The sequence below is a fragment of the Kitasatospora sp. NPDC041917 genome, from assembly GCF_055589745.1.
In genome coordinates this window covers 20896-35657 of record NZ_JBVJBI010000024.1, presented here as the reverse complement: position 1 = coordinate 35657, position 14762 = coordinate 20896, and the positions used below count along the sequence as shown (strand labels likewise).

The following is a 14762-nucleotide window of genomic DNA, read 5'->3' as shown; positions in this document are numbered from 1 at the left end:
CTGAATTTATCAGGGGCGCTCCGGCCGGGGGCGGGCGCGGCGGCCTTCGCTACCGGTCGCGGAAGTGCAGGACGAAGCGCGCGCTGCTGCCGTCGATCCGCCGCCGCACGTACAGCGCCGGGGCGCCGTCCGGGGTGCAGCTGACGCCCTCGCGCACCAGCAGCGCGGTGCCCGGCGGGACGCCCAGCAGCTCGGCGTCCGCGAGGTCCGCGCCGACGGCGCCGAAGGCCCGCCAGTCGTACTCCAGTTCCACCCCGGCGGCCCGCGCCAGGTCCGGCACCAGGTTCCCGGAGCGGCCCGGCCGGACCAGCTCGGCGGGCAGCGGGCCGAACGGCACCCAGTAGCTGCACGCCGCCCGGGCCCGCCCGCCCAGCCGGATCACCGAGTCCACCCGGGACAGCTCCGCCGGGGTGCGGCCCAGCTGCCGGGCCGCCTCCGCGTCCTGCGGCGAGCCGGTGACGGGCGGAGCGGCCACCACGAACTCGCCGTCGGTGCGCTCCTCGTTCGGCAGTGCGGTGGGCACGCTGCCGAGGTCGAAGCGCTGGCTGCGCGGGTCCACGGCGATCGACACCCGGACGGCCGGCGGGCGGACGAAGGTGCCCACGCCCCGGCGGATCTCCACCACGGCCGCCCGCTCCAGCTCCGCCACCGCCTGCCGCACGGTCAGCCGGTTCACGCCGAACTCGGCGCTCAGCTCGGACTCGCTGGGCAGCCGGGTGCCGGCCGGGTAGGCGCCGGCGTCGACGCGCTCCTGGATCCGGCGGGCCAGGCGGCGGTACACCGGGGTGTTCGGGGAGCTCGGGGGGTTCGTCGCCACGGGCCCGATCCTACGGAGCCCGCCCGCGCCGCCGGGGTCGGTCCGTGCCGCCCGTGCCGCCCGGGCCGCCGGCCGGGCCCGCTGCGGCCGCCCGCGCCCGCTTCCGCCGCCCGGATCGCCGTGGCCGCCCGGGTCGCCGTGGCCCGCCGAGGGGAGTGGGATGGAGGGATGCACCGATCGAGGCTTGCCCGGCGACCCCGGAACGGGTTACACATCTAGACGTCTAGATGTCTCCGCTCCGGATCTTCCCCGTCCCGTCCCGGGTGCGGCTCCACCGAAAGGCCTCCCGCATGTCCCTGGTCAACTTCCGTGACGCCGCCGTCCTCGGCGACCCCGAGGGCCGGCGGGTCCGTCCCGGTGTGCTGTACCGCTCCGCCCAGCCGTTCCCGGCCGCCGACGAGGCCACCGTCGCCCAGCTGCGCGGCTGCGACATCCGCACCATCGTGGACCTGCGGGACCCGCGCGAGACCGACCCCGAGGACTGGGCCGCCGCCGCGGCCGCCGGGATATCCGTCGTCGCCGCCCCGGTGAACCCCGCCACCGACGCCCTCACCGCGCGGATGCGCACCATGGCCACGGCCGCCGACCTGGGCGACTTCTACGTCCTGCTGGCCGAGTCCGCGCCCGAGGCGGTGGCCGCCGCCGTCGACGCCACCGTCCGCCCCGGCGCCGTCCTGCTGCACTGCGCCGCCGGCAAGGACCGCACCGGCCTGCTGACCGCCCTCCTGCTGGACCTCCTCGACGTCCCCGCCGAGCACATCGTCGCCGACTACACCCGCACCGCCGACGCCCTCCCGCAGATCTTCGCCGGCCTCGCCGAACGCCACCGCACCGCCCTCAACGACCGCACCACCTCCCGCGTCACCGACTCCCGGGGCCACAACCTCACGATCCCCGCGCCCCTCCTGGAGGCCCCGGCCGAGGCGATGTCCGTCTTCCTCGACCGCGTCCGCACCCACCACGGCGGCGCGGCCTCCTTCCTCCCCGGCTGCGGCGTCCCGGCCACCACCCTCGGCGCCTTCCGCGCCAAGGCCGCCGCGGCCTGAGGCGGGTGCCAGGGCCTGAGCCGGGCGTCAGGGGGCCACGGTCCGAGGACGCCGCGGCCCCGCCCGGTAATCCCGTTGCGCCGGGCGGGCCCGCGCTGGCAGCGTGCCGGAGGCGAAGAGCGTGCCGGAGGCGGAGGGGACGCCGGGGGCGAAGAGCGTGCCGGGGGGCGAAGGGGGTGCCGCGAGATGACCGCACTGCGCGAGATCCGCGCCGACCACGACGCGCGGACGATCGTGCTCTACCAGGCGTACCCGCCGGCCGTCGCCGACGCGGCGCTGGCGGCGGGCCGGTTCACGGCGCCCTTCGGCTTCCACCGGATGACGTGGATCAAGCCCTCGTTCCGCTGGCTGATGCACCGCAGCAACTGGGCGCAGAAGCCCGGACAGACCAGGGTGCTGGCGGTCCGGATCACCCGGGAGGGCTGGGAGGAGGCGCTCGCCCGCGCCGTGCTGACCACCGCGCACCCGGACGAGGTGGCCCGCGCCGAGGTCCACGTGCAGTGGGACCCGGAGCGGTCGCTGCGCGGGGCGGCGCTGAACCACTACAGCATCCAGGTGGGCATCGGCCGCTCGCTGATCCGCAGCTACGCCGAGGAGTGGGTCGTCGGACTCACCGACCTCACCCCGCAGGTGCGGCGGATCGCCGCGCTGGTCCGCGACGGTCAGCCGGCGAAGGCGCAGCGGCTGCTGCCGCCCGAGCGCCCGTACCGGCTGCCCGCCGCGACCGCGCGGCGCCTCGGCCTGGGGTAGCCCGGGGCCTCACACGTCCCGGCGCCGCACCACGAGCACCGTCGCCACCAGCGCGGCCAGGCCCCACAGCCCCATGGTGATCCACGAGTCGAGCACGCTCGGCGCGTACTTCCCCATCGTGGTCGTGGAGTGCGGGGTGATGGTGAGCCGCTGCACGGTGGCCAGGGGCAGGTGGGTGCCGATCTCCTTCAGCCACCGGTAGCGGTCCCCGCCGAACATCATCGGCAGGATGAACATCAGCATCACCAGCGAGACGATCGAGGCGGTGGCGTGCCGCAGCAGCGCGCCCAGCGCCATCCCGATCAGCGCGCAGACCGGCACGATCGCCGCGTAGCCGAGCACGGCCCGCAGGCAGCCCTCGTCGGTGACGGAGAGCCCGACGTGCCGGGAGGCCAGCATCGCGTTGACGGTGAAGAAGGAGACCGCCGACACCACGAGCCCGGCGAGTGCGGTGATCCCGCCGATCAGCAGCACCTTGGCCGCGATCACGCCCCGGCGGTCCGGCACGGCGGCGAAGGTGGTGCGGATCAGTCCGGTGGTGTACTCGCCGAACACGGTGATCGCCCCGAGGCTGCCGGCCGCGACCGCCATCAGGTCGCTCGCGATGTTGCCGAGGCCGTGGAACAGCGGGTCGTAGGTGTACGGCGGCTGGCCGGGCATCCGCGGCGGCGGGTGGTCGATGTACGTCAGGTCGGTGTGGACGGCGTTCACGTTGACCGCGATCGCCACCAGCGAGGCCAGCGCCAGCACCCAGTAGGTGGAGCGCAGCGAGCGCAGTTTGATCCACTCGGCGGCGAGCAGGTCCAGGAACCGGGGTGCGGGTTCGACGGTGGAACCCAGGGTCGCGGTGGTCATCGGGCCTCTCCAGCCGGGTACTCGACACTGTCGGCGGTCAGGGACATGAACGCCGACTCCAGCGACGACGTCCGGGCGGCCAGTTCGTGCAGCACCACGCCGTGGCGCAGCGCGAGTTCACTGATCCGCGCGGCCGGCATCCCCGTGACGATCCCGAGGTGCGGCTCCGCCAGCCGCACCTCGGCCCCCTCGGCGCGCAGGGCCTCGGCCAGCGCGGAGAGTTCGGGCGTCCGGACGGCCACCGAGGAGACCGCGTCGCGGGCCGAGAACTCGGCGAGGCTCTCGTCCGCGATCAGCCGCCCGCGCCCGATCACCACCAGCCGGTCCGCGGTGTGCTCCATCTCCGCCATCATGTGGCTGGAGACGAACACCGTGCGGCCCTCGTCCGCGAGCCGCCGGAACAGCCCGCGCACCCAGAGCACGCCCTCCGGGTCCAGCCCGTTCAGCGGCTCGTCGAACAGCAGCACCGGCGGGTCGCCGAGCAGCGCCCCGGCGATGCCCAGACGCTGCTTCATGCCCAGCGAGTAGCCGCCGATCCGCCGCCCGGCCGCCTTGCCGAGGCCGACCTCCGCCAGCACCTCGTCCACCCGCCCGAGCGGGATGCGGTTGCTGCGGGCCAGCGCCGACAGGTGGGCCCGGGCGCTGCGCCCGCCGTGCACGTCGCCCGCGTCCAGCAGCGCGCCGACGTGCCGCAGTCCGCGCGGCCGGCCGGCGAAGGGCACGCCGGCCACGGTGGCGGTGCCCGCGGTGGGGGTGTTGAGGCCCAGGATCATCCGCAGTGTGGTGGACTTGCCCGCGCCGTTGGGCCCGAGGAAGCCGGTCACGGTGCCCGGCCGGACGGTGAAGGTCAGTTGGTCGACGGCCGTGGTGGCGCCGTACCGCTTGGTCAGTCGCTCGATCTCGATCACGGGGACAACGCTGCCGGTCGGCCCCCGTCCCGGGCATCGGGCCGCGGGCCACAACCGCGGGTCGCCGTACTGGCCCCGGGGATTACGCCCCCGGGCCAATGCGCCGCCGGCGGGCCGCCGATACCATCGCGCCATGATCACCGAACCTCGTCCGCCGCTGCTCAGGCGCCTGCCCGCGGGCGTGTGGGTGGCGGCGCTGTGGACGGCCCTGGTGGGGTTCCGATTCCTCACCCGCGAGGACGAGCTGCGCCACCTGTTGAACTACCACGGCAACCCCGAGGACATGCCGATGGTGGTCACCGCGGTGGTCACCACCCTGGTCGCGGCGCTGCTGGTCCGGTTGCCGCTGCTCGCCGTCGTGGTGGCGCTCGGGGGCGGGATGTTCGCGCTCGGGATGTGGGGCGTCCCGGAGGCGGCGCCGCTCCAGTTCCTGATCGCCGACGCGGTGGTCGGCTACTGCGCGGCCACCCGCTCCCGCCGGGTCTCGCTCACCGCCCTGGCGCTGCCGCTCGCCACCCTCGCCGGGCTGCTGATCTGGGGCGCCGTCAACGACTACCCCGTCAACCCGCTCGCCTACGGGGGCTTCGCCGCCACCGTGCTGATCGCCTGGCTGATCGGCAACACCGTGCACCAGGGCCGCGTCCACACCGAGGCGCTGCGCGGCCGGGCCTCCGAGCAGGCCATCACCGCCGAACGGCTGAGGATCGCCCGCGAGCTGCACGACATGGTCGCCCACAACATCGGCATCATCGCGATCCAGGCCGGCATGGGCAGCCGGGTCATGGACACCCAGCCCGCCGAGACCCGCAAGGCGCTGGAGGCGATCGAGGCCACCAGCCGGGAGACCCTGGCCGGCCTGCGCCGGATGCTCGGCGCGCTGCGGCAGGGCGAGGGGGAGTCCGCCCCGCTCGAAGTGGCGCCCGGGCTGGGCGAGTTGGACCGACTGGTGGGGAAGGCGGCGGGCGCCGGGGTGCGGGTGGCGCTCACCCGGCACGGTACGGTCCGTCCGCTGCCGCCCGAGGTCGACCTCGCCGCCTACCGGATCGTCCAGGAGGCGGTCACCAACGTGGTCAAGCACTCCGGCACCCGGGACTGCCACGTCACCGTCGCGTACGGCCCGCGGGAACTCGCCGTCACGGTGGTCGACCTGGGCGCCGGAGCGGCGGGTGGCGCCCCCGGCACCGGCTACGGGCTGGCCGGCATGCGCGAGCGGGTCGCCCTGCTGCACGGCGAGTTCAGCGCCGGCCCGCGCCCCGAGGGCGGCTTCCTGGTCGCCGCCCGACTGCCGCTCCCCGAGGAGCCCCCCGCCGGGACCCCTGCCGAGCCCGCCGTCGAGCCCGTCGTCGGGACCCCTGTCGGGACTGCCGTCAGGACCGCCGTCGAGACCCCCGTGGAGGTGGGACCGTGATCCGCGTCGTCCTGGTCGACGACCAGCCGCTCATCCGCACCGGCCTGCGAGTGCTGATCGCCGACGCCCCCGACCTGGAGGTGGTCGGCGAGGCCGGCGACGGCGCCGAGGCCGTCGAGCTGGTCGCCCGGCTGCGCCCCGACGTCGCCGTGATGGACATCCGGATGCCCGGTACGAACGGCATCGAGGCCACCCGCCGGATCACCGCCGACCCGGACCTGCCCACCCACGTCCTCGTCCTCACCACCTTCGACGACGACGACTACGTCTACGGCGCGCTGCGGGCCGGGGCCAGCGGCTTCCTGGTCAAGGACCTCGCCCTGGAGACCATCCTGGACGGCATCCGGGTGGTCGCCGCCGGGGACGCCCTGCTCGCCCCCGGCATCACCCGCCGGCTGATCGGCGAGTTCGCCGCCCGCCCGGACCCGGAGGCCGCCGCGGCCCGGCCCCGCAGGCCGGTCGCCGCGGCCGTCACCGAGCGCGAGCGCGAGGTGCTCGTCCTGGTCGGCCGGGGCCTGTCCAACGCCGAGATCGCCGCGGAGCTCACCATCAGCGTGGCCACCGCCAAGGCGCACGTCGCCCGGCTGTTCACCAAACTCGACGCCCGTGACCGGGTCCACCTGGTCATCCAGGCCTACGAGTTCGGGCTGGTAGCCCCGTAGCCCCGTAGCCCCGTAGCCCCGTAGCCCCGTGACCCCGTAGCCCCGCGACCCTGCGACCCCGTGGCCCCGGCACGCGGAAGTGCGCCGGAGCGGGCCCGCACGGCCCGCTCCGGCGCCGGGCGAGGGCCTGCCCCCGCCCGGTCGTCAGTGGACGATCGCGTGCGAGACCTGGCAGCCGTTGACCCCGTTCGACCAGGTGCCCTGCATGGCGAAGGAACCCGTCGCGAAGCTCACGTTCTGCGCGCCGCCCGTCCCGCCGACGCCGTTCCAGGAGCACTTGTCGGCGTTCTCGTACCCGGTCGAGTCGGTCCAGCCGCCCGCCGGGTTCTGGTCGGTGATGGTCTCCGAGTACTCGTGGCCGTACACGATGGTCACGCCGTCCAGGGTGCCCGCGCTGCCGCTGTTGACGTAGTTCTGGCCGCAGGAGCTGCCCATGTCGGTCACGTACGGGTCGTTGGTGAACGCCACGTCACCGTAGGGGGAGGAGGCGGCGCCACCGGTCAGGGTGGTGTCGCCGTTCCAGTCGTGCCAGGCGCAGAAGCCTCCGTTCGGGGTGTTGAAGCCGTCCGGGTGGGTGCCGGTCGGCGACAGCACCACGTACTGCACGTTGCGGTTGGAGGCGGCGGTGGTGTTGCCGAAGTGGCCGGCGGCCTTGACCGCCTCGGCGGCCAGCTGGTGGCCGGTGGCCTGGCCGGGGGCGGCGGCGGACTCGTCGACCCAGACGCCGGCCAGCGCGCCGCCGGTCGGGTAGCCGACGTGCGCGGAGCCGGACGGGCAGCTGGTCGCGCCCGCGGCGACGCCCTCGCAGTACTGCGTCATGACGCCGGACCAGGTCTCGCTGTTGGTGCCGAGGCCCTTGAACAGCTGCTGCGCCCGGACGGCCTCGCCCTTCGGGTCGCCGGTCAGGGTGGTGTAGCCGCTGGAGTTGGTGCCCTGGGTGCCCCACTGGGTGCCCCAGAAGACCAGGTAGACCTTCGGCGCGCCGGTGGTGACGCCGATGCCGTCGACACCGCCGCCGTAGCTCAGGTTGTTGCTCGCCGGCTTGGCCGCGTTTCCGGCCTCCTTGGTCGGGTGCGCGCCGTGCCGGTAGGGGTGGGGCTGTCCGGCGAACTCGCCGGCCGGCCGGTTGTCCTGGGCGGCCTGGGCCGCCGGGGCGGCGGCGAAGCCGGCGGCGGCCAGCGCCAGGGCGCTGAGCCCGGTCAGGGCCCGCAGCCGCATCCGGCGGGAGGTGGGGGAGATGCCCATCGTGAGGGTTCCTCTCTGGTGCCGGGCGCGCCCGGGTACGGCGCGGCGGCACTGTGGGGGACAAATGGGGCGGCGGCAGTGCGGAGGTGCCGACGGTTCGCCAGGAACCGTCGGTGGTGCGGGGGTCGGGAGCCGGTTACCGCCGACGGCCGGAAGCAAAGCACCGCCGCCGAAACCGGGTCAACGACGGAGAAGGTAAGACCCGCCCCAAGGAAGGCCCCCACGGACGTAGCGAACGTCAAAAGCCCCCAGCGGACGGCCGGTCGATGCGCGTAGCACAGCCGAATGCCAACAGTTGAGAGCCGTTCTTACACCGTATGCGCGCGCCGGGCAGCCGCCGGGCGGACGTCAGCGCACGTCAGCGGACGTCAGGGGCCGTCGACCTCGCCGATCCGCATGATCCGGCCGTGGGAGTCCAGCACCACGTCGTAGGCGTTGCCGTGGCAGCCGTACGGGTCGGCCGGCTCGCGCTCGGCCAGGCAGTCGTCGATGTGGGCGATCAGCTCGTCGAGGGGAACGGTCCGGGCCGGGTCGTCGTGCGGGCCGTCGATCAGGGTCGCGGCCACGCCGGCGCCCGCGAAGCCGTAGTGGACGGGGCTGCCGGCCGGCTCGTAGCGGGCGGAGCCGCAGCTGAACCGGGCGGTCCGGGCGGTGAGTTCGGCCGGGCCGGCGGTGACGACGAGGAAGATCTCGTGACCGGGGCGCGTGGTGGGGGTGGCGCACCCGGGGCCGGCCGAGGGCTCGGCGGGAGACCCGGCGAAGGGCTCCACGGAAGGCTCGACGGAGGCGGAGGCGGAAGCCGCGGCGGAGACGGAGGATTCGGCGGTGGCGGCGGGCACGGACGGGTCGTCCGTGGCGGAGTAGAACTCCTCGTCCTCCTCGTAGAAGAGGTCGTCGTCCTCCTCCAGCAGGTCGTCCGGGCCCTCGTCGGCCAGGGCGGCGGCCGAGGCGGCGGCCACCGTGGAGCCGGAGTCGGCGGGGGTGCAGCCGGTGAGGGCGGTGGCGGCGCCGCAGGCCAGCAAGGCGGCGGCGAGGAGCGTGCGGGGCGTGGCCATGGCACCAGTCTCCCCGGGAGGCGGCGGTGGTCGGTACCCGCTTGACACGAACGGGGCCCGGCCCGCGGTTCCCGTCGACGCCGTCCGCCGGTTCCCTCCCCCGCCGGACGTGCGGATCCGGCGGGGGAGGGTGCTGTTGAGCGGCGGTCAGGCCGCCACCGGCCGGCCGGTCTCGTACGCCTCGCGGACCCGGGCCTGCGCCCGCTCGCCCGCCGCCAGGTGGTCGAGGCCGAGCAGCGCCGCGCCGAGCACCGGCGGGGCGACGACGACGCGCGGCTCGGCCAGCGGCGCGGCCGCGGCGAGCCGGGCGGTCAGGTTGTCCAGCAGCAGCGGGTGGCGGGAGGCGAGCACGCCGCCGCCCAGGACCACCGGGGTCGGGGTGTCCAGCAGGTCCAGGCGTCCGAGGGCCACCACCGCGAGCCGGACGATCTCGTCGGCCTGGCGGTCGATCAGCTCCAGCGCCACCGGGTCGCCCTCGGCCCCGACGGCGAACAGCACCCGGGCGATCTCGTGCAGCCGGTCGCTCGACAGGTGCCCGAGGTGGACGGCCTCGGCGACGGCTCCGGCGCTGGGCAGGCCGAAGTGCTCGGCGATGGCCCGGGCGAGCCCGGTCGGGCCGCCGCGTCCGTCCTCCGCGCGGACGGCGTGCCACATGCTGGCGACGGCCAGCCCGGAGCCGCCGCCCCAGTCGCCGGTGAGTTCGCCGAGGGCGGGGAAGCGGGCGGTGCGGCCGTCCGGCAGCAGGCCGACGCAGTTGATCCCGGCGCCGCAGACCACCGCGACGCCGCGCGGGCCGTCGGTGCCGGCCCGCAGCAGGCCGAAGGTGTCGTTGACGACGGTGTTGCCGGCCCCCCAGGGGTGGGACTCCAGCGCCACCCGCAGGGCCTCCTCCTCGACCGGCAGGTCGGCGTTGGCCAGGCAGGCGCTGACGTGGCTGGTGAGTACGCCGTTCCAGGACGGGTGCCCGGCCTCGGCGGCGGCCTGCTCGACCAGCGGGGCGAGGCCGGCGACCGCGGCCGCGCCGCCGATCTTCTGCGGCGCGAAGCCGCCGCCGCGGGCGGTGCCGAGGATGCTGCCGTCGGTGCCGATCAGGGCGACGTCGGTCTTGGAGTTCCCCGCGTCGATGGCGAGGACGCCGGGCAGGAGTGGTTCGGGCTGGTGGGTCATCAGGTCCCCGCGGCTCGTACGTGGCCCGGGCCGTGGTCGTCGGCCGGGTGCCCGGCCGTGGTCCCGGCCGGGGTGCCCGGCCGAAAGGTCCCCGGCCGGGGGTGGGCGGTCTCCTCGCGGGGCCCGCCCGGTGACCTCCTCCGGTCGCCGGGCGGGCGCGTCGCGGGCCGGATCAGGCCCAGGCGAGGTGCTCGCGGTTGTGGGCGAGCAGCCGGTCCGTGAGCTGGTCGGCGAGCTCGATCTGGCCGACCAGCGGGTGGGCGAGCAGGGCGTCGAAGACCCGGTCGCGGCCGCCGTGCAGGGCGGCGTCGAGGGCGAGGTGCTCGTACGAGGTGACGGCGGCGATCAGACCGGCGTACAGCGGCTCGACGGGCCGCTGCGGCAGCGGGCGCACGCCCCGCGCGTCCACCTCGGCCGGCACCTCGATGACGGCGTCGTCCGGCAGGAAGGGCAGCACGCCGTCGTTGCGGGTGTTCACCACCTGCACGGACGTCCCGCCGCCGGTGCCGAGCAGGGCGGCGATCAGCTGGACGGCCGCCTCCGAGTAGAAGGCGCCGCCGCGCTTGCCGAGCAGCTCGGGCTTGGTGTCCAGGGTCGGGTCGGCGTACAGCTCCAGCAGCTGCCGCTCGATCTCGGCCACCTGGGCGGCCCGCGAGCCCTGCTCCTTCAGTTCCGCCACCACCGCGTCGTGCTGGTAGAAGTACCGCAGGTAGTAGGACGGCACCACGCCGAGGCGCTCGATGACGGCCTGCGGCAGGTGGAGGTCCTCGGCGATCTCCTTGCCGTGCGAGGACAGCAGCTCGGGGAGCACCTCGCGCCCGGTCGCGGCGCCCGGGGCGTCGAGCAGGGTCACCCCGCGCTCCCAGCTCAGGTGGTTGAGCCCGACGTGGTCGAGCCGGACCAGCTCCGGGTCCACGCCCAGGTGCCCGGCGAACTTGCGCTGGAAGCCGATCGCGACGTTGCACAGCCCGACGGCCTTGTGGCCGGCGCCCTGCAGGGCCCGGGTGACGATGCCGACCGGGTTGGTGAAGTCCACGATCCAGGCGTCCGGGTTGGTCCGGCGCACCTGTTCGGCGATGTCCAGCACCACCGGGACGGTGCGCAGCGCCTTGGCGAGGCCGCCGGCGCCGGTGGTCTCCTGCCCGACGCAGCCGCACTCCAGCGGCCACGTCTCGTCCCGGTCGCGCGCCGCCTGCCCGCCGACGCGCAGCTGGAGCAGGACGGCGTCGGCGTCCGCGACGCCCGCCACCAGGTCGGTGGTCACCGTGACGACCGCGGCGTGGCCCTGCCTGGCGAAGATCCGCCGGGCGAGGCCGCCGATCAGCTCCAGGCGCTCGGCGGCCGGGTCGATCAGCACCAGTTCGCCGATCGGCAGGGTGTCGCGCAGCCGGGCGAAGCCGTCGATCAGCTCCGGGGTGTACGTCGAACCGCCGCCGACGATTGCCAACTTCAGTGCGGACATCAGCCCTTGACCCCTGTCAGTGTCACGCCTTCGATGAAGGCCTTCTGAGCGAAGAAGAAGAGGACGATCACCGGGGCCATCACCAGCAGGGTGGCGGCCATGGTGAGGTTCCAGTTGGTGTGGTGGGCGGCCTTGAAGGACTCCAGTCCGTAACTGAGGGTCCAGGCGTCGTGGTTGTTGCTGGCGTAGATCTGCGGGCCGAAGTAGTCGTTCCAGCAGTAGAAGAACTGGAACAGCGCGACCGCGGCGATGGCCGGCCTGGCCATCGGCAGGACCACCCGCAGCAGGGTGCGCAGGTCTCCGCAGCCGTCCATCCGGGCGGCCTCGATGTACTCCTTGGGGATGGTCATCAGGAACTGGCGCAGCAGGAAGATGGAGAACGCGTCGCCGAAGGCCATCGGGATGATCAGCGGCCAGAGCGAGCCGCCCAGGCCCATCTGCTTGGACCAGAACAGGTACATCGGGATGACGGTGACCTGCGGCGGCAGCATCATCATCGCGATGACCGCCATCAGCGCCAGGTTGCGGCCGCGGAAGCGGAACTTGGCCAGCGCGTAGGCCACCGGGAGGCTGGAGACCACGGTCAGCAGGGTGCCGAGCCCGGCGTACAGCAGGGTGTTGCGCCACCAGCCGAGGAAGCCGGGGACCTCCCAGACCTTGCCGAAGTTGCCCCAGTTCCAGCTGGTCGGCCAGTAGTCGGTGGTGAGCGCCTGCTGGTCCGACATCACCGAGGTGAGGAGGACGAAGACGAAGGGCAGCAGGAAGAACAGCGCGGCGGCGATGGCCAGCGCGTGCACGGCCACCCAGTTGAGCACCGCGCGGCGCCGGGCGGCCCGGGCGGCGGGGCTGCCGGACCGGGAGGGGCGGGAGGGGCCGGTCGCGGCCGGCGCCTCGGTGAGTGTGGTGCCAGGAGTCATGATCAGGTCCTCACAGGCCGCTAGTCGTCGCTCGCCATGAAGCCGGACCGGCGGCGGAGCAGGATCGAGGTGACGGCCATCGAGATGGCGAACAGCACCAGGGCGACGACGCAGGCCGCGCCGTAGTTGAAGCGCTGGAAGCCGAGGTTGTAGACCATCTGCGGCAGGGTCCAGGTGGAGCCGCCCGGGTAGCCGGGCTCGAAGGGCTGGCCGGAGCCGCCCGCGATGCCGCTGGCGACCTTCCCGGCGACGATCGCCTGGGTGTAGTACTGCATGGTCTGGATCACCCCGGTGACCACCGCGAACATGATGATCGGCGAGATGTTCGGCAGGGTGACGTACCGGAACCGCTGGAACGGGCCGGCGCCGTCCAGCTCGGCCGCCTCGTACTGGTCCCGGGGGACGTCCAGCAGCGCGGCCATGAAGATGACCATCAGGTCGCCGACGCCCCACATGGCGAGCAGGGTGAGCGCGGGCTTGGACCAGTCCTCGGAGGCGAACCAGCCGGGCTGCGGCAGGCCGAGCTCGCCGAGCAGGTGGTTGACCGGGCCGGTGCCGGGGTTGAACAGGAAGGCGAAGGCGACCGTGGCGGCCACCGGCGGGGCCAGGTACGGCAGGTAGAAGGCGGTGCGGAAGAAGCCGGCGCCGGTCTTGACCTTGGTGATGAGCATCCCGATGCCCAGGCCGAAGGCGACCCGCAGGCTCACCATGACGACGACCAGCCACAGGGTGTTGCGCAGGCCCTGCCAGAAGGCCGGCAGCTGGTTGAAGACGTAGTCCCAGTTCTTCAGGCCGCTGAAGGCCGGGGTGCCGAAGCCGTTGTAGGAGGTGAAGGAGAAGTAGACGGTGGAGATCAGCGGGTAGGCGAAGAAGACGCCGAAGCCGATCAGCCAGGGGGAGAGGAAGGCGAGGGTGCGGGCCGCCTCCCGGCGGCGCTTGCGACGCAGCAGGTGCTGCGTGCCGGGCGCCGCCGGGCCGGTCGGTCCCGCGTCGGCCTCGTCGTTCCCCTTGCGGGTGCCGAACGCGAGTGACATGGGAGCTCCGTGGACCGTTCCCGGGCTACTTGGCCTGGGCGATGTCGGTGTCGATCTGCTTGGCCGTGGCGGCCAGGCCCGCCTGGAGGTCGGTCTGCTTGCCGGACTCGTAGTCGTAGCCGAGGTTCTGCAGGGTGGTGATGTAGCTGCCGCCGTTGACGGCCGGCGGGGTGGTGCCGGAGTGGGGGTTCTTGGCGACGTTCAGGAAGGTCCTGAAGTTGTCGTCGCTCACCAGCTTGGGCGAGTCGAGCGCCGCGATGGTGCTCGGCACGTTGTGGATCGCGTTGGCGAAGCCGACCACCGCGTCGGTGTCCGTGGTCAGGTACTTGACGAACTCCCAGGCGGCGGCCTGCTTCTTGCTGGTGCTGGCGATGCCGACGATGGTGCCGGTCTGGTAGCCGCGGCCGTAGGTGTCGGCCTGGTCGTCCGGGACGGGGAAGGCGGCGGTGGCCCACTCGAAGTCGGGCTTGTCCTTGGCGAGCGAGGCGGTGCGCCACTCGCCGTCGAGGATCATCGCGATCTGGCCGGTGTGGAAGGGGTTCTTGGCGCTGAACTCCTCGCCGAAGGTCGCGCGGTACTTCTCCAGCTTGGCGTAGCCGCCGAGCTGGTCGACCAGGCCCTTCTGCCACTTGAGCATCGCGGCGACCTTCGGGTCGGTGGCGATGTCCGACTTGCCGTCGGCGCCGAAGTAGCTGGGGCCGTACTGGCCGAGGTAGTGCTCGGTGGTGGACTCGTAGCCGTGGTACAGCGGCATGAAGCCGAGCTGCTTGTACGAGTCGCCGTCGGCGAGGGTCAGCTTGGTCACGTCCTCGGCGAACTCGCTGAAGGTCTTCGGCGGGTTGGCGATGCCGGCGTCGGCGAAGGCCTTCTTGTTGTAGTACAGGCCGTAGGCGTCGCCGAGCAGCGGCAGCGAGCACTGGTTGCCCTGGAACTGGGTGTAGTCGAGCATCGTGGCCGGGAAGGTCTTGGCCGGGTCGATGCCGCTCTTCTGGAGCATCGGCTTGAGGTCGACGAAGGCCTTGGTCGAGCAGAACATGCCGACGTTGTTGGTGGTGAAGGAGGAGACCACGTCCGGCGCGTCGGAGCCGCCGGCCCGCAGGGCCTGGTTGACCTTGTCGTCCGCGAGGCTGTCCACGGCCTTGACGTGGATGGTGGGGTGGGTCTTCTCGAAGGCGGCGATGTTGTCGTTGATCGCCTTGAGCTCGTTCTCCTGGCTCCAGCCGTGCCAGAAGGTGATGGTGACGTCCTTGCCGCCGGCCGATTCGTCGGAGCCGCCCGTGTCGCTGGAACCGGTGCAGGCGGAGGCGAGCAGCGCCAGGACGGCGCTGCCGGCGACGGCGGCGACGGTGCGGCGGCCTCTGCGGGAGGTGGTGGCGTGCACTTCGGGATCCTCCTGGGGGTGCGCGGGCAGGCCTCGTTGCCTCGGGTCCCGCGTT

The 14762-nt window shown here is 73.6% G+C and carries 14 protein-coding genes; 4 read left to right on the top strand and 10 right to left on the bottom strand.

Annotated elements, in window-relative coordinates; translation table 11 throughout:
- Window positions 1–49: 49 nt before the first annotated feature.
- Complete coding sequence (locus tag ACZ6EM_RS26250) at window positions 50–817, bottom strand: GntR family transcriptional regulator (protein WP_452180040.1); 768 nt, start codon at window positions 815–817, stop codon at window positions 50–52.
- A gap of 290 nt (window positions 818–1107) precedes the next feature.
- Here ACZ6EM_RS26250 and ACZ6EM_RS26245 point away from each other — a divergent pair, with 290 nt between their 5' ends.
- Both ACZ6EM_RS26245 and ACZ6EM_RS26240 read left to right on the top strand, forming a co-directional pair.
- On the top strand, window positions 1108–1863 hold the full coding sequence (locus tag ACZ6EM_RS26245; protein WP_401051764.1) for a tyrosine-protein phosphatase: 756 nt from the start codon (window positions 1108–1110) through the stop codon (window positions 1861–1863).
- Between the two features lie 186 nt (window positions 1864–2049).
- Complete coding sequence (locus ACZ6EM_RS26240) at window positions 2050–2613, top strand: DUF4291 domain-containing protein (RefSeq protein ID WP_401051761.1); 564 nt, start codon at window positions 2050–2052, stop codon at window positions 2611–2613.
- A 9-nt stretch (window positions 2614–2622) separates the two neighbouring features.
- Here the strand turns inward: ACZ6EM_RS26240 and ACZ6EM_RS26235 are convergent, their stop codons facing one another.
- Entirely contained in the window at window positions 2623–3468 is an 846-nt protein-coding gene (locus ACZ6EM_RS26235; RefSeq protein WP_401051759.1) for an ABC transporter permease, read from the bottom strand.
- Window positions 3465–4376, bottom strand: coding sequence for an ABC transporter ATP-binding protein (locus ACZ6EM_RS26230; RefSeq protein WP_452180042.1), 912 nt, complete (start codon window positions 4374–4376; stop codon window positions 3465–3467). The genes ACZ6EM_RS26235 and ACZ6EM_RS26230 overlap by 4 nt, the downstream gene beginning before the upstream one ends.
- A gap of 133 nt (window positions 4377–4509) precedes the next feature.
- Between ACZ6EM_RS26230 and ACZ6EM_RS26225 the strand changes: the two genes are divergently transcribed.
- Together ACZ6EM_RS26225 and ACZ6EM_RS26220 are read left to right on the top strand one after the other, a co-directional pair.
- Window positions 4510–5784, top strand: a complete 1275-nt coding sequence (locus ACZ6EM_RS26225) for a sensor histidine kinase (RefSeq protein ID WP_465773369.1) — start codon at window positions 4510–4512, stop codon at window positions 5782–5784.
- Window positions 5781–6446 carry a response regulator gene (locus tag ACZ6EM_RS26220; protein WP_465773368.1) on the top strand — a complete coding sequence of 222 codons (666 nt, stop codon included), beginning with the start codon at window positions 5781–5783 and terminating at the stop codon, window positions 6444–6446. The genes ACZ6EM_RS26225 and ACZ6EM_RS26220 overlap by 4 nt, the downstream gene beginning before the upstream one ends.
- A gap of 144 nt (window positions 6447–6590) precedes the next feature.
- Here the strand turns inward: ACZ6EM_RS26220 and ACZ6EM_RS26215 are convergent, their stop codons facing one another.
- The 7 genes from ACZ6EM_RS26215 to ACZ6EM_RS26185 form a co-directional block, all read right to left on the bottom strand.
- Window positions 6591–7691 (bottom strand): hypothetical protein, encoded by a 1101-nt coding sequence (locus tag ACZ6EM_RS26215; RefSeq protein ID WP_380356712.1) that lies wholly within the window; start codon window positions 7689–7691, stop codon window positions 6591–6593.
- Between the two features lie 368 nt (window positions 7692–8059).
- Complete coding sequence (locus ACZ6EM_RS26210) at window positions 8060–8746, bottom strand: hypothetical protein (protein ID WP_465773367.1); 687 nt, start codon at window positions 8744–8746, stop codon at window positions 8060–8062.
- 147 nt (window positions 8747–8893) lie between these two features.
- Window positions 8894–9913, bottom strand: coding sequence for an N-acetylglucosamine kinase (locus ACZ6EM_RS26205; RefSeq protein ID WP_380551846.1), 1020 nt, complete (start codon window positions 9911–9913; stop codon window positions 8894–8896).
- Window positions 9914–10085: 172 nt separating this feature from the next.
- The gene (locus ACZ6EM_RS26200) at window positions 10086–11366 is read right to left on the bottom strand and encodes a 6-phospho-beta-glucosidase (protein ID WP_401051414.1); all 1281 of its coding nucleotides are present in this window, start codon (window positions 11364–11366) and stop codon (window positions 10086–10088) included.
- A gap of 8 nt (window positions 11367–11374) precedes the next feature.
- Window positions 11375–12292 carry a carbohydrate ABC transporter permease gene (locus tag ACZ6EM_RS26195; RefSeq protein ID WP_401051407.1) on the bottom strand — a complete coding sequence of 306 codons (918 nt, stop codon included), beginning with the start codon at window positions 12290–12292 and terminating at the stop codon, window positions 11375–11377.
- 20 nt (window positions 12293–12312) lie between these two features.
- A complete protein-coding gene (locus tag ACZ6EM_RS26190) occupies window positions 12313–13326 on the bottom strand; it encodes a carbohydrate ABC transporter permease (protein ID WP_452180046.1) in 1014 nt (337 codons plus the stop codon).
- Window positions 13327–13351: 25 nt separating this feature from the next.
- Window positions 13352–14707, bottom strand: coding sequence for an ABC transporter substrate-binding protein (locus tag ACZ6EM_RS26185; RefSeq protein ID WP_401051411.1), 1356 nt, complete (start codon window positions 14705–14707; stop codon window positions 13352–13354).
- Window positions 14708–14762: the final 55 nt, after the last annotated feature.